Origin of the sequence: Bacteroides faecium (assembly GCF_012113595.1) — a bacterium.
GTDB lineage: Bacteria > Bacteroidota > Bacteroidia > Bacteroidales > Bacteroidaceae > Bacteroides > Bacteroides faecium.
The window spans coordinates 2447191-2472134 of the sequence record NZ_CP050831.1 but is presented as its reverse complement, the minus strand read 5'-3'; the positions used below and the strand labels follow the sequence as shown (position 1 = coordinate 2472134).

Annotated in this window: 14 protein-coding genes, 2 tRNA genes and 1 pseudogene; 3 read left to right on the top strand and 14 right to left on the bottom strand. The window is 41.0% G+C overall.

The window, feature by feature from the left end:
• Nucleotides 1-28: 28 nt before the first annotated feature.
• From purB to yaaA, 5 genes and pseudogenes are all read right to left on the bottom strand, one after another.
• A complete protein-coding gene (gene purB, locus BacF7301_RS08620) occupies nucleotides 29-1375 on the bottom strand; it encodes an adenylosuccinate lyase (protein ID WP_167961975.1) in 1347 nt (448 codons plus the stop codon).
• 141 nt (nucleotides 1376-1516) lie between these two features.
• Nucleotides 1517-1591: transfer RNA gene (locus BacF7301_RS08615), tRNA-Val, on the bottom strand.
• A gap of 34 nt (nucleotides 1592-1625) precedes the next feature.
• Nucleotides 1626-1700 (bottom strand) — tRNA-Val (locus tag BacF7301_RS08610).
• Nucleotides 1701-1937: 237 nt separating this feature from the next.
• Nucleotides 1938-2075 (bottom strand): annotated as a pseudogene (locus tag BacF7301_RS08605) (sugar O-acetyltransferase); the annotation flags it as partial.
• 8 nt (nucleotides 2076-2083) lie between these two features.
• On the bottom strand, nucleotides 2084-2857 hold the full coding sequence (yaaA, locus tag BacF7301_RS08600) for a peroxide stress protein YaaA (protein WP_167961973.1): 774 nt from the start codon (nucleotides 2855-2857) through the stop codon (nucleotides 2084-2086).
• Nucleotides 2858-2993: 136 nt separating this feature from the next.
• On the opposite strand from yaaA, the gene BacF7301_RS08595 reads away from it, so the two are divergent.
• Complete coding sequence (locus BacF7301_RS08595; RefSeq protein WP_167961971.1) at nucleotides 2994-4976, top strand: beta-N-acetylhexosaminidase; 1983 nt, start codon at nucleotides 2994-2996, stop codon at nucleotides 4974-4976.
• 519 nt (nucleotides 4977-5495) lie between these two features.
• Here the strand turns inward: BacF7301_RS08595 and carB are convergent.
• Nucleotides 5496-8717, bottom strand: a complete 3222-nt coding sequence (carB, locus tag BacF7301_RS08590) for a carbamoyl-phosphate synthase (glutamine-hydrolyzing) large subunit (RefSeq protein ID WP_167961969.1) — start codon at nucleotides 8715-8717, stop codon at nucleotides 5496-5498.
• Nucleotides 8718-9064: 347 nt separating this feature from the next.
• Here carB and trpS point away from each other — a divergent pair, with 347 nt between their 5' ends.
• A complete protein-coding gene (gene trpS, locus BacF7301_RS08580) occupies nucleotides 9065-10159 on the top strand; it encodes a tryptophan--tRNA ligase (protein WP_044653940.1) in 1095 nt (364 codons plus the stop codon).
• A 94-nt stretch (nucleotides 10160-10253) separates the two neighbouring features.
• Here trpS and BacF7301_RS08575 read toward each other — a convergent pair whose 3' ends face one another.
• The 7 genes from BacF7301_RS08575 to BacF7301_RS08545 form a co-directional block, all read right to left on the bottom strand.
• Entirely contained in the window at nucleotides 10254-12635 is a 2382-nt protein-coding gene (locus tag BacF7301_RS08575) for a DUF2339 domain-containing protein (RefSeq protein WP_167961965.1), read from the bottom strand.
• 197 nt (nucleotides 12636-12832) lie between these two features.
• Nucleotides 12833-14728: a RagB/SusD family nutrient uptake outer membrane protein gene (locus BacF7301_RS08570; protein ID WP_167961963.1), complete on the bottom strand. Its 1896-nt coding sequence runs from the start codon at nucleotides 14726-14728 to the stop codon at nucleotides 12833-12835.
• A gap of 108 nt (nucleotides 14729-14836) precedes the next feature.
• Nucleotides 14837-16660, bottom strand: a complete 1824-nt coding sequence (locus tag BacF7301_RS08565) for a transglutaminase-like domain-containing protein (protein WP_167961961.1) — start codon at nucleotides 16658-16660, stop codon at nucleotides 14837-14839.
• A 141-nt stretch (nucleotides 16661-16801) separates the two neighbouring features.
• Nucleotides 16802-17788: a winged helix-turn-helix domain-containing protein gene (locus tag BacF7301_RS08560; protein ID WP_167961959.1), complete on the bottom strand. Its 987-nt coding sequence runs from the start codon at nucleotides 17786-17788 to the stop codon at nucleotides 16802-16804.
• A 66-nt stretch (nucleotides 17789-17854) separates the two neighbouring features.
• Nucleotides 17855-19456 carry an O-antigen ligase family protein gene (locus tag BacF7301_RS08555; protein ID WP_167961957.1) on the bottom strand — a complete coding sequence of 534 codons (1602 nt, stop codon included), beginning with the start codon at nucleotides 19454-19456 and terminating at the stop codon, nucleotides 17855-17857.
• Nucleotides 19457-19758: 302 nt separating this feature from the next.
• Complete coding sequence (locus BacF7301_RS08550) at nucleotides 19759-20706, bottom strand: hypothetical protein (protein ID WP_167961955.1); 948 nt, start codon at nucleotides 20704-20706, stop codon at nucleotides 19759-19761.
• A 484-nt stretch (nucleotides 20707-21190) separates the two neighbouring features.
• Complete coding sequence (locus BacF7301_RS08545; protein WP_245208418.1) at nucleotides 21191-22594, bottom strand: DUF3874 domain-containing protein; 1404 nt, start codon at nucleotides 22592-22594, stop codon at nucleotides 21191-21193.
• A 330-nt stretch (nucleotides 22595-22924) separates the two neighbouring features.
• Here BacF7301_RS08545 and BacF7301_RS08540 point away from each other — a divergent pair, with 330 nt between their 5' ends.
• On the top strand, nucleotides 22925-23563 hold the full coding sequence (locus tag BacF7301_RS08540; RefSeq protein WP_167961953.1) for an HU family DNA-binding protein: 639 nt from the start codon (nucleotides 22925-22927) through the stop codon (nucleotides 23561-23563).
• Between the two features lie 168 nt (nucleotides 23564-23731).
• On the opposite strand, the gene BacF7301_RS08535 is transcribed toward BacF7301_RS08540, so the two are convergent.
• Nucleotides 23732-24919, bottom strand: a complete 1188-nt coding sequence (locus BacF7301_RS08535; RefSeq protein WP_167961951.1) for an OmpA family protein — start codon at nucleotides 24917-24919, stop codon at nucleotides 23732-23734.
• Nucleotides 24920-24944 lie beyond the last annotated feature (25 nt).

The following is a 24944-nucleotide window of genomic DNA, read 5'->3' as shown; positions in this document are numbered from 1 at the left end:
AAAACACGTTTATTGTATAAGTAAACAATTAAAGCCCCGTATAGGTATGCGGAGTAATCGCTCTTAACTCTTTTTTTATCTCTTCGCTTACGTTCAGTTCTTCGATAAACTCTTTAATAGAACTTTCCGTAATCGCCTGGTTGGTCCGGGTCAAAGCTTTCAAAGCTTCATACGGATGCGGATAAGCCTCACGGCGCAGGATGGTCTGAATAGCCTCAGCTACCACGCTCCAGCAATTATCCAAATCACAGTAAATGGCCGGTTCGTTCAGTAACAGCTTGCGCAATCCTTTCAAAGAACTCTGAATTGCAATCACGATATGACCGAAAGGCACGCCTACGTTACGCAGAACGGTAGAGTCGGTCAGGTCACGCTGCAAACGTGAAACCGGAAGTTTCACAGCCAGATGCTCCAGGATAGAAGTTGCGATACCCAGGTTACCTTCCGCATTTTCGAAGTCAATCGGGTTCACTTTATGCGGCATAGCGCTCGAGCCCACTTCTCCGGCTTTGATTTTCTGCTTGAAGTATTCCATGGAGATATACTGCCAAAAGTCACGGTTCATATCCACCATGATGGTATTGATACGCTTCATTGCATCAAAAACAGCAGAGAGGTTATCATAGTTCGAAATCTGCGTTGTATATTCTTCGCGTTCCAATCCTAGTTTTTCTGCAACAAACAGATTGCCAAATTGTTTCCAGTCATACTGGGGATATGCTACATGATGCGCGTTATAATTTCCGGTAGCACCGCCGAACTTGGCAGTAATCGGACAAGCCTTCAACATTGCCAACTGGCGTTCCATACGGTAAACGAATACCATCACTTCTTTACCCAAACGGGTAGGAGAAGCCGGCTGACCGTGAGTTTTGGCAAGCATCGGGATATCAGCCCATTCTGTCGCATACGTTTTCAACTGTGCAATCAGTTCTTCAATCAGCGGATAGTAGACCTGCTCCAGTGCTTCCTTGATAGAAAGGGGAACAGACGTATTGTTAATATCCTGCGAAGTCAGTCCGAAGTGAATGAATTCCTTGTAGTCATCCATTCCGCCCATCTTGTCAAATTCTTCTTTCAGGAAGTATTCTACGGCCTTCACGTCGTGATTCGTCACACTTTCGATATCCTTAATGCGCTGTGCGTCTGCTTCAGAGAAGTTACGGTAGATATTCCGTAAAGTTTCAAACACGCTGCTATCGACTCCTTTCAGTTGCGGCAAAGGGAGTTCGCACAAGGTGATAAAGTACTCCACCTCTACCTGTACACGGTATTTTATCAGTGCAAACTCAGAAAAATAGGCTGCCAAAGCTTTAGTTTTGCCTCTATATCGACCATCAATCGGAGATATGGCCGTTAATACATCAAGTTCCATACGTTTTCTTAAGATAATTATCAGACTGCAAAATTAACTCTTTTTCCTGAGTTATAAGACAAAAGGATAGAGAAAGTTTGTATAAAAGCGGTAAGAAATAAAAAAGTCTCACGAAATAATCGCGAGACTTCCTTTTTGGTGTGGGCGCTGAGGGATTCGAACCCCCGACCCTCTGGGTGTAAACCAGATGCTCTGAACCAGCTGAGCTAAGCGCCCGTATAATGAGCCGGAAGTGTTTCGTTTTTTAATGTGGGCGTTGACGGATTCGAACCGCCGACCCTCTGCTTGTAAGGCAGATGCTCTGAACCAGCTGAGCTAAACGCCCTTACACTTCCGTTTCAAAAGCGATGCAAAGGTACGGCTTTTTTTGGAACCTGCAAATATTTCTCCTATTATTTTTCAAGAAAGTTTTTATCCTTTTGACAAATCTACTGATTATCAGCAAGTAATAAATAAAGTTTTTTTCGTGCAACTTTCAGTTTTCCGGTTCCGTCTAATAAACAGGTTAAATTATTTAAAGTAATTATTACCTCTTGCAGAAAATAACTTCCCCAGTCGAGCATCAAACAGGCTGCTTACGAACCACACGTGCCGGATTCCCGACTGCAATACTGTCGTCGGGAATATCTTTTGTAACGACACTCCCCGCTCCTATCACACAACGATTGCCGATAGTCACGCCGAGACAGATTCTACTTCCGTCATACTTTATACCTCTTTACCATTCGTGAATACAAACTTCTTTTCGTCCGAAAGAGATTCGTTAAACTCGAATCCTTCCCAAGAGAAACTTTTCAGTTCTTCCGGATTTTCTATTTTATTTTTCAAGATGAAACGCGTCATTTCACCACGGGACATCTTTATATAGATAACTATTGAAGCCCATTTCCCATTTCTCCACACGTGAAATTCGGGAGTAATGACACGCACCTCTTTCTCTACCCGCTTCCAGTCAAACAGACTTTTCATCTCATCACTAGCTAAATTGCAAAGTATTCCGCCTGCATTCTTTATATCTTCTATGAAGGTATCCGTCAGGCGCGACCGCCAATAAGAGAACACAGTCTGATTTCCCAGTTCCGGCAATACGACATCCCCTTCCAACCGATAGGGACGAATGACATCCAATGGTCTCAACAACCCATAACAGAAGGAAGTCAGACGCAAATGCTCTTGCGCATATTCAAATTCCTTTTTAGAGAAATCCTTTGCATTCAGACGTTTGAACACGATTCCGGTATAAGCCAGCAAAGCAGGCAGTTGTGGCGCGTCTTCCGCATGAAACACTTGATAACGCTTGTAATTCTCAACAGCCATCTTAGCATTCACACGCAGCAGACGTTCCAATTCGTCCACCGAAAACTGCGACATCTGTAAAGCAACTTCGGACGCCTCTTTTTGAAAACGCGGGATTGTATCCAAAGGAGCTTTCACCTTTGAAGTCCCGCTCATAGTCTTGGCACAGGATAGAAGTACTAACATGTTTAAATCTGATTTTATCTTTTCAAAAAACAAAAATAAAAAATAAATCGCTTCCCTTGCCGATGAATACCTAAATTATCCTTACTTTCACCCGATAATTAACGTTAATCATTTATTAATAACAAAAATCCCCCTTATGAGACACACACTAATCCCCCTGAAAGTGCTATGCTTATTGACTATCTTTTGTCTGACCGGAAATTTATCCCGCGCTGCAGTTAATCCAAAACCATTCGTTGTCCCCGAACTGAAACAATGGGCGGGAAAAGACGGTAACTTCATCCCGGGAACGGACGCGAAAATCGTCTGTACTTCCTCAAACCCCGAACTGTTGAGAGTAGCCCGAATGTTTGCTGACGATTATCAACAAATGTTCGGACAGGCATTGAGCGTGACGGAAGGGAAGGCGAAGGCCGGAGATTTCGTTCTATCGTTATCAACAGATAAGAAATTGGGACAAGAAGGTTATGATATCAAGATAGCCGACCGCGTGACGCTCTCCGCCCCGACTTCTACCGGACTTTACTGGAGCACGCGCACCCTCCTGCAAATAGCGGAACAAACCGCCGGCCACCAACTTCCCAAAGGTACTATCCGCGATTATCCCGACTATCCCATCCGTGGATTTATGATAGACTGCGGACGTAAATTTATCCCGATGTCTTATCTGCAAGACCTGGTGAAAATCATGGCTTACTACAAGATGAACACCCTGCAAGTCCATCTGAACGATAACGGATTCAAGCAATATTTCGAACACAACTGGGACAAGACGTATGCCGCTTTCCGTTTGGAATCGGATACGTATCCGGGACTGACCGCCCGCGACGGCTCTTATTCCAAAAAGGAATTTATTGATTTCCAAAAGCAGGCAGCCGCCAACTTTATAGAAATCATACCGGAAATAGATGTTCCCGCCCATTCACTTGCACTCGCTCATTACAAACCGGAAATCGGCAGCAAAGAATATGGAATGGACCATCTTGACCTCTTCAAACCGGAAACGTATGAATTTGTAGATGCTTTGTTCAAGGAATACCTGGAAGGAGACAATCCCGTATTTGTAGGCAAACGCGTGCATATCGGCACTGACGAATACTCGAACGCGAAGAAAGAAGTAGTAGAAAAATTCCGTGCGTTCACCGACCATTATATCCGCCTGGTAGAAGGATTCGGCAAGCAGGCAGTGGTATGGGGTGCGCTCACTCATGCCAAAGGTGACACTCCGGTCAAGTCAAAGGATGTCCTTATGAACGCCTGGTACAACGGATATGCCGACCCGGCAACCATGATAAAGGACGGTTATCAACTCATCAGCCTTCCGGACGAAATGGTCTATATTGTTCCGATAGCAGGATACTATCAGGATTATCTCAACGAATCATTCTTATACAAAGAATGGACACCGGCACATATCGGCAAAGCTGTATTCGAAGAAAAGCACCCTGCCATTCTTGGCGGCATGTTCGCAGTCTGGAACGACCATGCAGGTAATGGAATTTCCGTGAAAGATATTCATCACCGTGTATTCCCCGCCCTGCAAACTCTTGCCGTGAAAATGTGGACAGGTAAAGAAACCAGCCTGCCTTTCGAAGCGTACAAGGAGAAGCGTGCCGCTATCAGCGAAGCTCCCGGAGTAAACCAAATGGGAAGAATCGGCAAAAGCCCCGCATTAGTCTATGAACGTTCCACAGTTACTCCCGGCAGCACTTCTGACTATCCCGAAATCGGCTACGACTATACAGTCAGTTTCGACATCACCGGAGCACAGGAGAAAAGCGGAACTGAACTATTCCGTTCGCCCAATGCCGTATTCTATCTGACAGACCCGATTCGCGGCATGATGGGTTTTGCACGCGACGGTTATTTGAACACGTTCCCATATAAGGTAAATCCGGGAGAGAAAGCTTCGATCCAAATCGAAGGAGACAGCCGCAGCACTACACTCAGGGTAAACGGAAAGGTTATCGAAGAAATGAATATGCAGAAACTTTACTTCAATGCAGGAAAAGACTCGATGAGCTATATCCGTACATTGGTTTTCCCCCTGGAAAAAGCCGGAGATTTCAACAGCCGGATAGAAAATCTGAAGGTATATAATTATCGTGTGAGCAAATAATAAAAAGCAAAAAACATCGCTACTAGAGAATTAAAACATAACAAGTTGCTGTCATCCGTCACAATAAGTCAGATAACGCATTGACTATAAACAAGTAAGAGTGTGACAGCAAGACGTGACGGCATTGTGACAGCAGTATTTTCTGTCACAATGCCGTCACACTTTGCGATCATGCCCGCCACGGCAATACATCCATCCTTTCGGATGAAAAATACAGAAAGGCTTTCCCCAATTAGTTTCACCTGCTTGAAACTCTAGTTTCATCGGTGAGAAACTCTAGTTTCAAAGCCTTGAAACCAATAGTTTCAAGCAATGGAAACTTCGGTTTCAAGCAATGGAAACTTCAGTTTCAAGCAATGGAAACTTCAGTTTCAAGCAGGTGAAACTCTAGTTTCAAGTAATGAAACCAATAGTTTCAAGGCGCGAAACTACCAGTAGCAAGGCAGATAAAAAGAAACTCCCCCTTTGGACAAGCCAAAGAGGGAGTTTTCTTATCTTGAGACAGACAGCTAAAGCAGTTTATTTGTACTCCTGCCAGCTCTTAATCTGAATATCACTCAGTTTCAGTTCACAGAATGCTTCGATAAAGGCACTTGCCAGACGGGCATTTGTTATCAACGGAATGTTATGGTCGATTGCGCCACGACGGATACGGTAACCGTTTGTCAATTCGCGCTTGCTATGATTCTTCGGAATGTTAACAATCAAATCGAACTTGTGGTCGGCAATCATCTTCATCACGTTGTTTTCTGCACCCGGCTTTTCGTCCGGCCAGTAAACCGGAGTAGTATCCACACCGTGAGCGTTCAGGAAGGCAGCAGTTCCGGCAGTAGCGTAAATCTGATAACCTTTGGCGAACAACATGCGGCTGGCATCCAGCAAATCAACTTTTGATTTCATAGCACCTGAAGAGAACATCACCGCTTTTTCAGGAATCTTGAAACCGGTAGCAATCATTGCGTTCAGCAATGCTTCAGAGAAGTCATCACCGATACATCCCACTTCACCTGTAGAAGACATATCCACGCCCAATACCGGGTCAGCCTTGTGCAGACGGGAGAAAGAGAATTGAGAAGCTTTTACACCGATCCAGTCGATATCGAATGCGGACTTATCCGGACGTGAGTATGGAGCGTCCAGCATGATGCGGGTAGCGGTTTCGATAAAGTTACGTTTCAGTACTTTAGAAACAAATGGGAAGCTACGCGAAGCACGCAGATTACATTCGATTACTTTCACCTCGTTGTTGCGGGCAAGGAACTGAATGTTGAACGGACCGGAGATATTAAGTTCCTTTGCAATCTGACGGCTGATTTTCTTGATGCGGCGTGCAGTCGCGAAGTAAATCTTCTGAGCCGGGAATACCAACGTAGCGTCACCGGAGTGAACACCTGCAAATTCCACATGTTCGGAGATTGCGTACTCTACTACTTCACCGTTCTGTGCAACAGCGTCAAACTCGATTTCTTTTGTATTTTCGAGGAATTGGGAAACCACTACCGGATATTCCTTAGAAACTTCGGCAGCCATCTTCAGGAAGTTTTCCAGTTCTTCGTCATCGTAGCAAACATTCATTGCAGCTCCCGAAAGAACGTAAGAAGGACGAACCAATACCGGATAACCGACTTTTTCCACGAAACCTTTCACTTCTTCAAGGCTGGTAAGTTCCATCCAAGCCGGTTGGTCGATACCCAGTTGGTCGAGCATAGCAGAGAACTTGTTACGGTTTTCGGCACGGTCGATAGAAATCGGAGAAGTGCCCAGTACAGGAACCGACTGACGATACAGTTTCATAGCCAGGTTGTTCGGAATCTGTCCACCTACGGAGACGATGACGCCGCGAGGTTGTTCAAGGTCGATTACGTCAAGTACACGTTCGAAAGAAAGTTCGTCGAAGTACAGGCGGTCGCACATATCATAGTCGGTAGAAACCGTTTCGGGGTTGTAGTTAATCATGATAGACTTGTAACCCAGTTTGCGGGCAGTCTGAACAGCGTTCACCGAACACCAGTCAAATTCTACCGAGCTACCGATGCGGTAAGCACCCGAACCCAGTACGACTACAGATTTCTCATTCTTATAATAATTCACGTCATAACCTTCTACCGCATAGGTCATATACAGGTAGTTGGTCAGCTCCGAGTGTTCGGAAGCGATGGTGTTGATGCGTTTTACAGCCGGAAGGATGCCCAAAGATTTACGGTAAGCACGTACGGCAAGGTTTTCTTTCTCCATGTTTCCAACCGGATTCAGAACGAAACGGGCGATTTGGAAGTCAGAGAAACCTAATACTTTTGCTTCACGCATTACGTCAGCCGGGATATCTTCCACCTTATTATAAGCGGACAATTTAGCTTTGTAATCAACGATATTCTTCAGTTTGCCGAGGAACCAGGGGTCAATCTTTGTCAGGTCGTGGATACGTTCGATGCTGTATCCTTCTTCCATAGCTTGTGCGATAGAGAAGATACGCAAGTCGGTAGGACGTGAAAGTTCCTTGTCGAGGTCGTCGAAGTGAAGTTCGTCGTTACCTACGAAACCGTGCATACCCTGACCAATCATACGAAGACCTTTCTGGATAATTTCTTCGAAAGAACGGCCGATAGACATGATTTCGCCTACTGACTTCATGCTTGAACCGATTTCGCGGGATACACCGGCGAATTTCGTCAAGTCCCAACGAGGGATTTTACAGATATAGTAGTCGAGTTGCGGAGCGACATAAGCTGAGTTTGGAGTTCCCATCTCACCGATTTGGTCGAGTGAGTAACCCAAAGCAATCTTAGCGGCAACGAATGCCAACGGATAACCGGTAGCCTTGGAAGCCAAAGCGGAAGAACGGCTCAGACGGGCGTTTACTTCAATCACACGGTAGTCGTCCGTATCAGAGTTGAAAGCGTACTGGATGTTACATTCACCTACGATGCCCAGGTGGCGGATACATTTCGTAGAAAGTTCCTGCAACATTTTCAGTTCCTTGTCGTCCAGAGAGCAAGTAGGAGCAACAACGATAGATTCACCTGTATGAATACCCAGCGGGTCGAAGTTTTCCATGCTGGCTACTGTGAAGCAGTGGTCGTTAGCGTCGCGGATTACTTCAAATTCGATTTCTTTCCAGCCTTTCAGAGATTCTTCTACAAGGATTTGTTTTGAGAAGGCGAATGAGCTTTCTGCCAGTTTCAGGAATTCTTCCTCGTTTGCGCAGATACCGCTACCAAGACCACCCAGTGCGTAAGCCGAGCGCACCATCACCGGATAACCGATTTTGCGGGCTGCGGCAATCGCGTCTTCCATGCTTTCTACGGCCTGGCTCACCGGAGTCTTCATGTTGATTTCGTCCAGTTTCTTAACAAACAGGTCGCGGTCTTCCGTGTACATGATAGCTTCTACCGATGTACCAAGCACTTTCACTCCGTATTTATCAAGAATACCTTGCGTATAGAGTTCCGCGCCGCAGTTCAATGCAGTCTGTCCGCCGAAAGCCAACAAGATGCCGTCGGGATTCTCTTTCTTGATAATTTCTTCTACAAAATAAGTATTTACGGGAAGGAAATACACTTTATCGGCGATACCTTCAGAAGTCTGAATGGTTGCGATGTTCGGGTTTACCAATACTGAGCTGATACCTTCTTCTTTCAAAGCTTTCAGTGCTTGTGAGCCTGAGTAGTCGAACTCTCCGGCTTGTCCGATTTTGAGTGCTCCAGAGCCCAAAACGAGAACTTTCTTGATTTCCTTTTCCATTTCTTTTGTTGTTATAATAAGTTGTTGTTTCTAAGTTCGTTCATAAAAAAAATGCGTTACCCTCAAAAAAGGATTAACGCATTACCAAAGAACTAAAATATCGTTTTTGGAGAAAAGAGAAGAAGCCCGTCGTTTCCGGGTGAAAAACATCCGAATGTAGATAATACTTACTTCTGATTTCTTGTTGATTCATTGTCGATTTCAAAATTTGTGCAAAGTAACGACATATTTTGCAAATGGCAAAAAGAAACGCCTACTTTTTTACAGTGAAGTGAGTGCATTTTAGTGCTGTTTTCAGTTTTTATCTGTATCTTTGTCGCTAAATCTATATTAATAAGGTAATAACAATGGGAAAAGAAAAAATCATATTGACGGGAGACCGCCCTACCGGCAGACTTCATATCGGACATTATGTAGGTTCGTTGAAACGCAGAGTTGACTTGCAGAACGCAGGTGATTACAGCAAGATGTTTATCTTCATCGCCGACTCACAGGCGTTGACCGACAATATAGACAATCCTGAAAAGGTACGTCAGAATGTAATCGAGGTTGCCCTTGATTATTTGGCTTGCGGCATCGACCCGTCCAAAGCCACTATCTTCATCCAGTCGCAAATCCCGGAACTGTGCGAACTCAGTTTCTACTTTATGGACCTTGTCAGCGTGTCACGCCTGCAACGTAACCCGACTGTGAAAGCGGAAATCCAAATGCGCAACTTTGAAGCGAGTATCCCCGTAGGGTTTTTCACTTATCCCATCAGCCAGGCTGCGGACATCACGGCTTTCCGTGCAACGACTGTCCCTGTCGGCGAAGACCAGGAACCGATGCTCGAACAGGCTCGTGAAATCGTCCGCCGATTCAACTATATATATGGTGAAACTTTGGTAGAGCCGGAAATCCTGTTGCCGGACAATGCGGCCTGCCTGCGTCTTCCGGGAACTGACGGTAAGGCGAAGATGAGCAAATCACTCGGCAACTGTATCTATCTGTCGGAAGAACCGGAAGAGATTCAGAAGAAAATCATGAGTATGTACACTGACCCGGGACATCTCCGCGTGCAGGACCCGGGAAAGATTGAAGGTAATACGGTATTTACTTATCTCGACGCTTTCTGCCGTCCCGAACATTTCGAACGCTTCTTGCCGGACTACCCGAATCTGGAAGAGTTGAAAGCTCATTACCAACGCGGCGGACTGGGCGACGTAAAAGTAAAACGTTTCCTGAATTCTATCATGCAGGAGACTTTGGAACCGATTCGCAATCGTCGCAAAGAGTTCAGCAAGGATATTCCTGCTATCTACGAGATGCTTCAGCAAGGCTGCGAAGTGGCAAGAGCTGCTGCTGCCGAGACTTTGGCTGACGTGAAGAAGGCGATGAAGATTAATTATTTTGATGATAAGGAATTAATCGAAGAGCAGGTGAAACGTTTCTCGCAAGAGTAAAACATTACGTCTGGGAATAAACATAATTATAAGGTAAAGGCTGCCCTTCTTTTGTAGAACAAGCAGCCTTTCTTATCGGATATTTTTCAAAGATTTAGTTTATTTCTTCCTCGTCATTCTTGAACAACACATCCTTTAGTTTCTGATAGAGGAATGAAAGTATCAGTAATATCAGTCCTAAAATGATGAATACGATAATCTTGCCGATAGTCGGCATAGCCCATAAATCGTCAAAGACGAGTTTGAGTAGGACTATTCCGAAAGTCGCAAGACTCACCATACGCATCGCTTTCTGATGCAGGCGCATGCCCAACCCCATCTGGACGAACCCGGCAATGCTTAATGAAAGCGATAGCCCGGCACTGAAATCGTCTACACCTGCTTGCCAAAGGAAAGAGCGTACCATTGTCAGCCAAAGGAGCGTGGCAAGGATATTGATATATACGGTAAATCGGGGCTTTATGCCGATGGTTGTATAGTACAAGCGTGCTACATAATACAAATTCGCTATTACGAACGCAGCTGTCAGCCATGGTAGTACAACAGGAGGAGAAGTCCATATTCTCTGGTCGCCCCATATATTTATGATATATACAAGTACGTTTGCCCCGATAGCCAAGATATAAGAAGTGAGATGTTTCGTTATCGGGAATCGTTTTCTGAAAGCATAGCAAACACTCGAAATGGAAACGGCAGTAAACAAGAACATTGCTCCGCTTCGCGTCGCTCCTTCAAAATACAGTTTGAATTCCGTCATAAATGTATAATAAAGGATGGCTACGGAAACTATAAGCATAAAAGGATTCCAGAAACTATATTTCAACCGACGTGCCGTAGAGAAGAATTGATAATAATATCCCATCAATAAAGCAAATGCTCCCGTGGCTAATCCTACAAACAAAGAGGTTGCAAATGAACTATTCAGGAAAATAGCACCTGAAGAACGGTATCCATGTGACATTACATCATATACATCCATCAGATAAGAGACAAAAGTGAGACCTACCAGCACCTTCGCCGCATATTCATAGACTCTGACCTTCGATTTCACATAAAGCCACAACAGCAATACCATTTCCGACGCCCAAAGCAATGTGATATAGTTTCCGTCCAACTGAATCGGAATGGTGATAGAAACAAAGGTCAATACAAGTCCCAACGTGGTATAAGCCAAGAATTTATAATCTTTTCTATTCTTCCACAACCAAATTACCAGCCCCAGATTGACGAGTGCTATAAAGAGGCTCAACAGACCGCTTGCTTTGAAAGACAACCCCATGTTCTGCAGGAACAGGATTCCCGAAAGTAAATAGATAAAATTATTTGTAATGATAACAAATACCAGTCCACGACTCATTGCTTGTATCTTCTCTCCACGGAGAATGGAAAATACTGGAAGCAAAAAGATAAAATAGAACAAGGTGGCAAACATCAACAAATGTCCCGATATGACCGTAGAACGGGAAGAATAGCTTAACAGTAAGAAACTAGCCATTATCAGGCAAGTAAAGACAAAGGAGATAATCGGAAGTTCGCTCCACTTTTTATAGATGGAAAGCCCGAACATACCCAAATTCAAAATGCTCACATAAGTAAACAGAACTTGATAACTTCCTTCGCCGCTACTCACAATGAAAGGTGCTAAAAATCCGCCTACAAGCGCAATAATAGCCAGCTCACGCCTGTCATATATCACAGAGAGAACAGACATAAATATAGTAGTGGCTATCAGAATGATAAACGCCACAGTCTGCGAGAAGATATGATAATAATGGAACGCAATAGCAACCGTGAGATAGAACACGGCAAAAGCACCGCCTGCAAGCAGTGAACTGAATGTACGATATTTCTTCTGTAAACGTTCGGCAACAAACAGCAATGCGGCTCCGGTCAGGAAACCAAGCACGGTACGGAAAGTCTCATTTATCCAGTTCTTATCAATGGCGTACTTCACAAAGAAGCCCACCCCTATCACAAATATGAGAATACCAATCTTTCCGAAAAGGTTTTCGCCGATAAACTTCTCGTAATTGATTTGTTTCTTTGGTGGTTTCGGAGTAGCCGGTGCCACATGAATCGGTTCTGGAGACATTGCAGACTCTTCCCGAACCGTATCCATAACTGGGATACTTTCAATAATTTCTTCCTGAACAGATTCTTGAACTGATTCCGGAGCGTCTTGCAATTTATCAGCAGCCACAACCTCAACAATTGTACTTGGTTCTTGAACAACCAACTCTTCTTCAACCAATTTTTCTTTTGACAGGACTTCTATTACTACTTTCTCAGACGTCTCCTCACTTGATTTCATATCACCAGCAGCCATTTTCGCCTGCCCCTTCAGAAGAGCGTCCATCTGTTTTTTTATTACATCAAGCTCTTTCTCTATCTTCGTAAACCGACCATCAAACCGGCATAGCAAAACAATAAGCATCACTATACCAAGCAGCAGATATACACTATTCAAATCGCCCATAGTATTTTGTATTTGATTCAATATCACAAATATAGAAAATATAACTAAACGATACGATTATTTCGGTAAAGAATGATTTAAGGCTAGAAGAATCAATAGGTAAAAAGTTCTTTCTATCTTTTATATATAAATAAACAAGTCGAAGTTAGCGCTGAATAAGGAGCTAACTTCGACTTATCAACCTAAAGGATATTTTACTAATAATGAGGATTTTGTATCATATTAGAATTCAAATCAAGTTCTCGAGCTGGAATCGGATATAAAGTTTCATACCCTTCAATTCCTAATATTGGCACAGCTAGTTCCAACTGTTTCAGTAGAGCAAAATACCCGTAATCCTTATTTATAATCTCTTGCCACAGATTTGCAACTTCTGTACACGCATCACTCTCAGGTAAAAATTCCAGTTTCTCTTTATCCAAAGATGCTCTTATCTGGCTTATTACCGTTTTCATTTCATCATAAGCTCCAAGACGATATAAAGATTGGGCATAGTTCAACATAACACCTGTGAATCTATATATAGGATGCAATGAGCCATCATGTTTTATCACCTCTTCAAAAAGCGGAAAAAGAGTAGGAGCAATCAATTCCAATGAGAAGAGTTCTTCCATATTCTTTTCTTTGTAAATCAAATTATTCGTACCCAAGAGAGTATATTTGTCATTATCAATGATGGCCTTTAGTAAAGTAGCTGCTCCCTGATAATCAGCAATTTCTTCTTCTAACATTGCATTTGCAAGTACAGCCCTGGCTAAATCTTTTGAAAAAATAAGGTCATCATCAGAATTTGCTTCTGGCAAATCGGATAACACATCTGTTATCTCACTCACAATAAAAGCAAGTACTTCTTTCTTTGAAGCCCTAGGAATATTAAAATCATTACCGTCAAATCTACTTGTCACAAGTGGAACTCCACCCCAATGCTGTACCATATCCAAATAGATAAGGCCTCTATATAAACGAAGGGAAGTAACATAAGGCTTTACATCAAAACTAAATCCTGAACAATCGTGTTCCAGTACAGTATGTATATTTTTCATAATACTATAAGCGCGAGTCCAAGCACTTTCTATCAACGTGTTATAGGGATTTATCTGAACTCCAGAGACAGTTACCTGTTTGCATCGAACAGCATCAAGTATGGTTATAAGTTGAAAATAGTTGCTCGCATTTACGTAAGTACCTTTCAAATACTCTTTAAATAATTTCTCATTATCCTGCTCTAAGGGTGGAATCGGTTCCGTTCCTTCGCCTATCGTTTCGTCATTTTCATCCAAAACTCCATCGCCATTACCATCAATATATTTACGAATATTATTGACCACAACCTCTGTTTCCTGAGTCCGATAATACTTCTTGATATTATCCATTACAGATAAGGCATTTACGCCCGTCTCCCCGTAATAAATTTCTTCCAACAATAATTTACTAGTAATTGTTCCTTCTTCTGCAAATTCATTGCTAAGTTTGGAGATGAACTCTGAGAACTCACCTTCCGATTTATTATATAGCAATATCGAAGAAATAGCCAACAGCATCGCCGCATTTTCATCCCCATCAGTCAAACTAATTTTCTCCGGATTTTTAAATTCCGTAGTGATATGGAAAATCTGCAACAGTTCCTTCTCTGCAAGTCTCTTCGCATTAAGAAAACTACTGCCTTCCTTCATCAACTTCTTTACACGTTTAAATTCCAGATGAGTCAGAATATTCACATTCACATTTCCCTCACCAGAAAGGTCAGTTATAGCATTCAGATTAATTTGTGAATTGGAATGCCTACCAATTATCTCATTATAAAAGTACCCACTAATTTCAAGTTCTATATAACGACCGGATAATTCTATCTCCGAAAAGGAAAAATCCCCTTTGTCATTAATGGTCTCAGTCCTGAAATTCTTTCCTGTCTGATTCAAGTTTTCATCCAACTCATAAAGAGTCACTTTAGAACCAGTAAGAAAAGGCCCTTTTTCAATAGTACCATTCACATTGTTTTTCGAATTAGTCTTTTCATCTTCCTTCTCAGAACAGCCAAACAAGGCAACCGTTATAATAAACAGAATTAATAAATTACAAATAGCTTTAGTCATTTCCCATCTTTTGTGATTATTGCTGCAAAGATAAGGAATAACTCAATAGCTCCTAAGCAATTATCACTTAATTATTCCACGGATTTCAATGACAGTACATTTTAATACTCACCACCAAACTTGTTCACCATTCTCATATGTAAAAATTCTCTCTTCCCTTCCTTTCGTCAAATTATGAAGAATATAAAAGGTGTTGCTAGGAACATTCTCAAAAGTCACTGTTAATCCAGATGCAACCTTACAACCTACACTTTTCCATTGATTATCCCAATAGCACAATTCATACTCATGATCTGGAATTATAAAATTAGCATCACTGCGCGGACAAAAGCGTACCCTTGTTATGTAATAAGAAGAGCCCAAATCTAGTGCAACATATCCTTTTTCATCTTTTTCTTTTGAGTAATAGGTTTCATAATCCCCATCCATAGCGTGTAAATAAGGATGTCCATTATTAATAGGCACTTCAGGAAAGCCGAATACTTGCCCTACTATTTTTTGTTCAGGTTCATGCAAATTTTTCTTTCCATAAAATTCAATTTCTGCCAAATCTCCCGTTCGGTAAATAGCCGGCTCTACCTGCAAATAACGGAAACGCTGTTCTATTTTCACTAAAGAATCTACAATATCACTAGGTGTTCCCATTATATCAAACAATAATGTAGAATTTTGGAACTGTCTGTTATCTGCTCCTCTCACTTTACCACGACGGATATGTGTAGCAAACAATTCCATCCTTGGAAAACGTGGATACTTTCTTTTCAATATCATACTCAAACGAGCATTTTTATTAATTTTCAGATATTCTATTCTCCCATCCTTTTTTAATATGAACGGTTCATTGGCAGGAATAATTTTCCCTTGAGTGTAATAACCCGCCATATAACATACATCACCCATCATATGTCGGAACACTATTTGCCCATTTTTTATCTTTCCACAATAAACTGGCTTCCATGCAGCATTATCAAATACACAAATAACTGCATATTGTTTTTTGCCATTCCCATCCCAAGGATACAAACATGGAATAGAAATATCATAAACATCTCCATACTGTTCTGTCACATCCAATTCATCCTTCAAAGTCAAATACGAAGGAACATCTTTCAATGAAGGCATATTTCCTGAAGTTAATGAAAACTTTCTCCGGAATATTTTCGCTGGTTTATAGGTAAATTCCAGCCTTTTCCCATTAAAAGCATCAAAGGGATAGATTTTACCATTATCCAAAAGCAAGACATTCCACTCGTGCCCCATACTTCTATTTCCCCATGCTTTGACATAATCAATTGCCACAGGCAAACCACATGCTCGCATAACAGATGCATAAAATGTCGTAGCATGGCGACAAGCTGAATGATGTCCTTTTTCCATTTTACTAATAGGTAAGGCTATCGGATATTTCCACAGTGTATTACAATAACGATAGCGTCGATTCAACCAAAATTCTTTATTAAATTCCCTAATAAGACTTTCCACACTATCTTTACCTACATTATACAAGTTACGCAATTCTTCACGATATCGTTTCCTATATATCTCCGGTTTCTCATTATTTGCTCTATACGGCAACACATATTCATAAAAATCATCAAGATTATGACTTACAAAATCGGGAGTATCTCCCCATGCTTCAAAAGCCTGCTCCAAATTATCAATAAGAAAATGAGAATCCAAAAAACGACTATCCCATTTCTTCTCTAAACGATGAATGGTTAGTTTCCCATACTGTTGCTCCAGCTCATTCCAAGTTTCTGTGATAACAGGTAAATCTCCCTCATCAACACCTGCATTATAGAGAGAGTCATATATAGAAAAAATTGTATCATAACGATTTATCAATCCACCTTCATAAAAACACTTGTTTCCCATGCCTGCTATCAGAAATTTCGCAGCTTCTTCTTTCTGCTTATCCTCAGAATAATACATAAGAAAAGATTCCAGTTCAGTTCGGTTTCCTCCGGCTTGTTCCAGTGTATACTCAATTTTCGAATCGTAACAAGCTATAAAAAACAGAAATAGACACCCCAAGATACAACTTCTCAAAAAGATATTATGCCCCTTCATCATTTACCTTGTTAAATCTTTATCTAATACAATAATCTCATGTTCTTTCGCAGAATTAGATTTCTTCAATTGATAAATATCAATCTGACACTCCACCTGAAAAGAGGATATTCCCTCTAGTGATTTGCGCAAACGGCAAATTGCAGTATACAACCGCTCCGCCGTTCCGCTACCATTCGGCCACAAGAGTATGTCTATTTCTCTTTGAGTAAGCTTATATTGATTTGCTTTCAGAAAAGCTTCCAAAAGCACTGCCTGTTGAGGAGTCAATTTTTCTATATCCTCTTTTTTCTTTAGTATTCGTTGATGTACATCAAAAAAAACATCTTCTTCCAATTGGTATACAGGTAGTCTCTCCGCTTTTACAATTACATCAGCCGCCTTCTCATCCTTTGATGTAGGAATCTGTTTTTTGAATAATGATAATTTTGGCATCTGTAACACCTTCACAAACAAAAAACCTGGAATGAAATAACCGGCTAAAAGTAATATTATCATAATAGGCAATCGGCCATCAAATATATTCCACCAATGATAAGAAGCAAATCCCGTTATTTCGACCTCATGGTTAGGCCCCAAGTAAAACGAAAACAAACTATCCTTAGCTAATGGGGCAAAAGAAGATTCCGAGTAATGTACTTGTCCTTTAGAAATAGATATTCGCACATTAGTCTTTACTGGAATATTTACATTATAAAGTGATTCACGCCACATTTTATTCAAAGAATCCACATTCAGAGGTATATTGACTAAAACCGGAGAAAAAAGGCTGCGTTTCTCCTTATTATTTATATATCTACCATAGGACATAGATATAGTGTCATGTTTTTGTATTTCTTGCTGTAGAATATCCTCAAAAGCAAGTGTCGCTTGTTCACACCAACGCTCAGTTTTATCTTGGTAAATAGTATAGATGCTTTTTATTATCAAATATACACACCCTAATGTAATCCAATATCTAGTTTTATTCAAATTTCTCACAAAGCTCATAATAATCAACCTATTAATTATATGCAAAGGTAAATATTCCGAGACAATCTATTTCCATAACACACTTCATTTTTTTCTGCGCAACAGCAGATTATTGACTTGGCAGGCCTCATCATATTCCCCTATTCTTCTTAAAAATTGCATCTGTGCTATAAGAATTTGAATATTATTCGGAGACATATTAGACGCTATACTCAATTTCTTCTTAGCTTCGATAACATTGCCTTCTTCTTCATATATCATAGCCAAATTATGTAAAAACAAAATATCAGAAAAAAAAGATTCAGCCTGATGCATTAAAGTAAAAGCCTTCTGTCTATCACCTAATTTGTATTGCAACTCTGCATATGAGATTAAAAAACGTCCATTATTCTTTAATAAAGGATAACATTTTCGAAAAGATTGAGATGCATTTACATAAGTTTCGACAGAAAAAGATTGTTCAGTAGCTCTTTGCCAATAAACATAACTATATATGCTTAGTATAAAACCTGAAAAAACTATAACGCCAATGCCACATAAAGAGAAACTCTTTAATTTTGAAGAGAATGATAATCGAAGAAAACTTAAATTGCCAGTGGAAACAACAGAGGCACAACACAGTATGTATAGAACAGTAAGAGGTACTATTTTAAACGGAAAATAAAATAAAGATATTATTTGATATGCCAATAACGGAAACAACAAAGGAGATTTCATTCTATATGCCAAAATCAATACATAAATAACAAAAGCAGAATAAAACAATAAGCCAATAATTCCAAGTGTAACACCGATATTAAGAAATTCATTGTAAGAAGAATGAACAACGTCATAATTTAACAAACTGACTACTTCGGGGTTTTCAATAGTGTATCTAGATTGAAATTCCGGATAATATTTTTCAAAAGAGTACAATCCCCACCCAAAAGGTTTATTCAATATCATAGACAAGGCTACTATCCATATATAAAATCGACCTAACACAGACTTTGGATACCAACATATCAATAGTATCATTGCCAATAAAATAAGTATTAAAATTATTGTAATCCCTTTCTTCGCAATCATTTTCTGACAAATAAGATAGACAAATGTTATTACTACCACTGCTACAATTGCTGTACGAGACTGCAACATGAAAAATAAAGCAACTGTTATTAACACTATCATTATCCGAATACGTTTCCATTTATTACCTAAATAGCAAAAAGGAAGTAACATTACTAAATAAGCCGATAACATATCCGGATTACCAAAAGAACTTCCTACTCTAAAGAAAGTATTAAAATTAGGAAAAACAGATATATATTGCAAGAAACAGAGAATTAAATGAATTGAAATGATTATTGGCGACAAGGTCATTAATATGTCATTCCAATTTCTCTCATGAATTAAACGAAGAAAAAAATAGAATAAAATATATAGGATTGGTAAAGAATGGTCAAGGATATTAAATGCCCCCATACAATAATATAAATAGGCACCTCCCAAAAGTAAGATAGTGACATCAGCCAATGATATTGAAAGACAACTGTTTAAATTTACCTTTTCCTTTATAAAGAGAGAGAAACACATAAAAATAAAAAAAAGTCCAAATGCGAAAATCTTAATATAATAGTTCGCATTTATATCTCCTGGTAAAGCCGCGAATGATAATAGGAGAGGTAATAAATAAAATATATTCATATATCATACGTATTTAAAATGAGAGCGCCAAAAGATATTCTTTTAACTCTCTCATTTTTAATCAGTTTTCTTTCATTTTTCCAGTTTGCTTATGTATTTTCCTTCTTCTACACCACCAAAAGATGATATTTAGTATAATTACCATAAACACAGATGTACATATAGAACTCAGAAGATCAGGCTCATGAGAAATCCATTGCCATCTATAAAAAATGGTGTCAACAATCCAATCTATGCCAACAAAAGCGAAAAAGCTCAATAGATACCATGCTATTTTTTCTTTCATACAATATATCAGTTAATTAGTTCAACCATTGTCTCAAAGCTTGTGCTACAGATGCCCCAGCACCTCCAGCAAGTGCACCATATCCAGCTCCCGGGGCAGCACCAATACCACCTGCAGCGGAACCTGCTATAGCTCCACTTACTGCACCACCGACAGCACCAGCTCCATCTTCAGCGACCACTTCTTTTCCACCGCCATAATTCCACCAGTTAGATACTGCTTCACTTCCACTATCCCAAGTCTCTCCAATAGCTCCCCAAGCATCATCCCACCAACCTCTCGTATCAGCAGATGAAGAGAAAACTAATTCCCCTTTATGAATATTAAAAGAATTCAAGATTTCATCTTCATACTGACCAAGCAACTCCGGATTATTCAAAGCAATAATCCATTTCATATGATTTTCTTTCCAATACAAGTAAGAATAATAACAAGTGCTTGTCCCCGCATAAACGGCAATAGCATCTTCCTCAGAAAGAGTGGCATCCGCTTCCTTGTTTATATCATTTAACACGTCAACCATCTGCTTAGGTGTTCTCTCCTTATTAAGAATCTCATTCATCATTTTATCCACCAAAACTTTGACTTCCGGTTTCATTTCTATCACACTTCTAGTTTTCGCTCCATCCACCAAGGATAAGTCTAGCAGCTCAATGTTATCACATCCTTTACTCACACAATACTTCTGCAAAGCACCTTCCATTAATACCAAGCATTCTTCCTTAGAAAGCTTCCGAACCTCTCCATCTGCACGGGTATCTACTTCATAATATTTCCGAAGTGCTGAAAATGCCGCTGCAAGACCCTCATTATGTCTTTTCCCAATAACCTTATACTTTTCCGGCATTTCTAAATTCTTGCCACTCTGTTCAGGACCACCTTCAGAATAGTTGTCGTCTGAACAGCTTAACATACACATACCTGAAAACAAAGCGACACACAAAGCATAAATAAGCTTTTTCATAATCATAAGATTTTTAATTAAACATTTATTATTTCAGTTTCTGCAATCTCACTTTGAATTGCACGAGCAAAGGTAGTTTCTTTTATGTATCCAGGTTTTAAATCTGCCTTACCAATCCTTACAATGCCCCCAAACATTCCTGACAGGCTTTTACTCAAATCATTTATTCTGTAAAATAGTACATACAAGATGTACAAAATTACAGATAGCCCGTATATTCTTTTTTCGTATCTCAATAGTTGATTAAAAAACAGATCAATTCTCACCTTTCACTAAAAGTTGCAGTAACAATGGACTATTCACCAATATTGACATAAATTCATGAAACAAACTTATTCCCATATTTTTCGCTTCCAGCCGCTTCAGTCGCCCCGAAACCTTTTATCCATCGGCATCCCGACTGAAAGCAAACCTCAAAAGTAAAAAATATTGCTTTCAGCCGTTTCAGTTTCATGGAGATGCTTACCTTATGAAAACCAATCAATCAGCGGCGTATCACCGAATATACATTTCCATATTCCGTATGCTTCCGCCCCACTCCCATCTTCGTCAATACTTGTGCAAACTGGTTCGGATTAAAACCTCTCAATGCGGCTGAATTCATATTCTTCAATTCCTTATATATCTCCGCGGCGGACAACTGTAAGCATTCTTCTTCCGGCAAGGCTATGCGAAAACAGCAGTTAAAAACATCCTCAGCAGGGCAGGCATGATAAAAAGATACATTGTGCCGTTGCAATTCCCGTTCCTGTTCCTTGCTGAACCAATAAGGAATTCCCTGTTCCAGTTCAGCTTTCAGTTGGGCAAAAAGTTGTGCATGTTCGATACCCTCACAATCAATAGGTTTTATTACTTCCACGCAAAGATAACGACGGCTCCCCGTAGGGTCATTCAACAAATCATAGCGGTTGGAAGTGCCTATAAATGATGCGACACGCGGCAAGTCACGATAGTTTTTCTGATATGCCTTGCAAATATGCAGGCTCGACATTTGCATCAGATTTTTCAATAGAGGCATCTTACCCGCAGCATATTTGTCAAATTCATCAAGATTAATCAGTCCCATCTCCGACATAAGACGCTCTGCCTTCCCTTCCGAAGTCAGTTTGAGATTATCCATATAGTAATGCTGCAAAGCCGCAGGCATCAACGACTTGCAGAAAGTAGACTTCAACCGCCCCTGTTCCGAACTTACGAGAATGGGAGCTACACTATTGGCATGAATCCCTGTTTTTCCCGACCATTGGGCGGCAACTCCCAAAAGCCATGTATGAAAGCCGCGCACCCACAGATGTAAGTCGGAAACGCGTAATGCCAACGGAGTGACACGGTCGATGCCGTCCCAAACAGGCAATTCGTCCATATAGAGCCGGAAAGGGTGGTATTCGGCAATACGGGTAGAGTAAATATAGCGACTCACATCCTTATCCCAGCAACTAATCCCCTTTGCATGAGCTTCCATACAAAAGGTGTTCAAATCACGTTTGCTCACCGGTTGAAAAAGACCGATTGCTTTACCTGCATCATCCAACAGGCGGAATTCCGTTTCTTCTGTCAGGAGATTATAGCGGAAATCATACTGTGTACGTAAAAAAGCGTTCACCTGCTCCGTCAGGCAGGTAGAGCCAGTTTTCTTACTATCCGGTTTAGATAGTGACAAATCCGACACCCCTGATAATTCAGAACACTCCGGTTGTTCCACTGATTCCGGTTGTTCCATTGCTTCCGGCTGTATTTCTTCCGGGACAGGCAGTCCTGCTTCTACTTTTTTCGTCCCGGCCATTTTCAGCCCGTTCGTTTCCGCTTCTGCAAAAGCAGTCTCTTTTTTCATTCCAGTTCTCCACACCTTCATCAACATAGAGAACAATTTTGTTACTTTTTCCATCATATTTTTGTTGTTATTTTAATGTTTTCGTATGCCAAATATACAACCGTCCGATAGCGGTTTGCAAGCTGATTGCAAGTTTGTCCTTAACTAATTGCATTTATGAAATAAAGCCTTTATTATTAGGTTAGCAAGCCTTTGTGTTGTATTTTTGCAATAAGAAACTGCATAAGCTAATTAAGGTTAGCCGATAGGCTAGCTAGCGTTATCTTATACGCTAACAAAGGTTAGCGTATAAGCTGATTAAGATTAGCTGATGTATTTAAAGGAAGAATAACCTAAAGGAACTATAGGAAAAACAGAACAGAAGTACATCAATAAAAGAAAGGAACTATGGCTATATTATTTGACTGGTACGAGAATCCGGTATCACCGGACAAACCCAAGAAGAAAAGATTCCATCCGCGCATCATCGCTAACGGACAGGTAGATACGGATGAACTCAGAAGCAGAATCCAGTCGCGATGCACACTGAACGAAGTAGACGTGACTGCTGTGTTGGACGCTCTCTCGCAAGTAATGGGAGAAGAACTTGGAGAAGGCAGACAGGTACACTTGGATGGCATCGGCTATTTCTACCCTACGCTGACTGCCACCGAAGAAATATCCGCAAATACTCCCCGCAAGAATTCGAAAGTGAAATTGAAAGCTATACAATTCCGCTCGGACAAAAGGTTGAAACGATCTGTCGGAACTATAAAAATAAAGCAAATGAAGCGGGTCAGACATTCCGCCAAATTATCGGAAGTAGAGATAGACATGCGACTGAAAGAGTATTTCACCGACCATCAGATTATGCAACGTTTCGACTTTCAAGGTATCACAGGGATGGTACGCTCCACAGCCATGATCCATATCCGCCGACTCCGCAAGGAAGGCAAGCTGCTGAATATCGGTATACCCAATCAGCCGATATACGTGCCTGCTCCCGGATTTTATGGAAAATCCAGAGATTATCAGCCTGTAAGATAAGTATGAATGAAGCAAAAGTTCAGGAGCAGAAACCATTTGCTAATAAGATAGGCTACCAATAAAAAAGGCGGCTGAAAGCGGAAACCTCTCATTTCAAGGTTCGCTTTCAGCCGCTTTTCCTTTCCAGCAAGCGATTACAGAGAATCGCTGAATGCTGAAATCACTTTATCACTTTGCTGTTTCTACCAGTACAACACGGTTCAGAATCGGTTGACCGAACTTATCGACACCACCACCGGCAGCAACTTTCAAGTTATCGGCAGGAATTCCATACTTCTTTACCAGCAAGTCTTTAACAACTTGTGCACGTTCCAAACTCAACTTCTGGTTGAAAGCCGGAGTACCTGTTGCAGAGTCTGCATATCCGTTGATAGTATAAGTAGTGCCCGGGAATTCTTTAATCCGGCTGGCAAGGTAAGATAAGTTCATCTCTTCTTGCGGAGACAGTTTGTCAGAACCAATCTTGAAGAATACGGTACGCGGAGCGATGTTAGGATCTGTGATAACTACTTCTTCAGCTTCTTCTACTTCAACCGGCTGTTGTGCATTAGCCAACTGCTGTTGCAACTGCATATTGGCGGCTGCCATTGCATTCATCTGGTTACGCATCTGATTCAATTCAAGTTCAGAGATAATCTGTGGTACAGGACGTTGGAATCCACGAGTCGGGAAATAATAAGTTACACCGACAGTAGCACCGAGAATACCGTCATAATCACGTTTGCCACCATGTTCACCGTCAAATTTGCCTTCAAGACCTGTTGCACTCAATTCAATGTTCAAGTCGACAGCACTGGACAGGCGGAAACGGTTGATGATACCTGCATTGAAAGTAGCGGCATTGGTGTGGGGGCGTGAGTAAGAATGAGCCCAGCCGGCACCAATATAAGGGATAATTTCATATACACGGTTCGGATTGTATCCACCGAAAAGAGCATTCAGGTTAATCATCAAATCACCGTGAAGGTTCATGTAATCCCATCTCTGTTTGTAAGAACCGTCTTCTCTCGGACCACCGACTACATAATTAGCAGTTTCATTCATTGTGAATCCTTTAGCTTGCAGTCCGCTGTATTGCATACGCAATCCGAAGCCCGGGGTTACCCATTTGCCGACAGATACGTTGAATGTAGGAGCAACGCGATCTCTGAATTTACCGATATGGTCATTGTTACCATACAATACCTGAGCACCGCCTCCTACTGAGAAGAACCAGTTACTCCAAAATGGGTTCGTTATTACTTGATATTTATCTTGTACCTGAATCACTTCGTATTCAGTTACCGTCATAGTCTGCTGCGCAGAAGCGACAGACGCAACGCCGGCAAAAGCCAGCAACATCAGAATCTTTTTCATATACCTAATAGTTAAGTGGTTATTT

Excerpts from the sequence above, each read along its gene's own strand:
- purB (WP_167961975.1), bottom strand. The coding sequence starts at position 1,375 with ATGGAACTTGATGTATTAACGGCCATATCTCCGATTGATGGTCGATAT.
- yaaA (WP_167961973.1), bottom strand. The coding sequence starts at position 2,857 with ATGTTAGTACTTCTATCCTGTGCCAAGACTATGAGCGGGACTTCAAAG.
- BacF7301_RS08595 (WP_167961971.1), top strand. The coding sequence starts at position 2,994 with ATGAGACACACACTAATCCCCCTGAAAGTGCTATGCTTATTGACTATC.
- carB (WP_167961969.1), bottom strand. The coding sequence starts at position 8,717 with ATGGAAAAGGAAATCAAGAAAGTTCTCGTTTTGGGCTCTGGAGCACTC.
- trpS (WP_044653940.1), top strand. The coding sequence starts at position 9,065 with ATGGGAAAAGAAAAAATCATATTGACGGGAGACCGCCCTACCGGCAGA.
- BacF7301_RS08575 (WP_167961965.1), bottom strand. The coding sequence starts at position 12,635 with ATGGGCGATTTGAATAGTGTATATCTGCTGCTTGGTATAGTGATGCTT.
- BacF7301_RS08570 (WP_167961963.1), bottom strand. The coding sequence starts at position 14,728 with ATGACTAAAGCTATTTGTAATTTATTAATTCTGTTTATTATAACGGTT.
- BacF7301_RS08565 (WP_167961961.1), bottom strand. The coding sequence starts at position 16,660 with ATGTATTATTCTGAGGATAAGCAGAAAGAAGAAGCTGCGAAATTTCTG.
- BacF7301_RS08560 (WP_167961959.1), bottom strand. The coding sequence starts at position 17,788 with ATGAGCTTTGTGAGAAATTTGAATAAAACTAGATATTGGATTACATTA.
- BacF7301_RS08555 (WP_167961957.1), bottom strand. The coding sequence starts at position 19,456 with ATGAATATATTTTATTTATTACCTCTCCTATTATCATTCGCGGCTTTA.
- BacF7301_RS08550 (WP_167961955.1), bottom strand. The coding sequence starts at position 20,706 with ATGAAAAAGCTTATTTATGCTTTGTGTGTCGCTTTGTTTTCAGGTATG.
- BacF7301_RS08545 (WP_245208418.1), bottom strand. The coding sequence starts at position 22,594 with ATGATGGAAAAAGTAACAAAATTGTTCTCTATGTTGATGAAGGTGTGG.
- BacF7301_RS08540 (WP_167961953.1), top strand. The coding sequence starts at position 22,925 with ATGGCTATATTATTTGACTGGTACGAGAATCCGGTATCACCGGACAAA.
- BacF7301_RS08535 (WP_167961951.1), bottom strand. The coding sequence starts at position 24,919 with ATGAAAAAGATTCTGATGTTGCTGGCTTTTGCCGGCGTTGCGTCTGTC.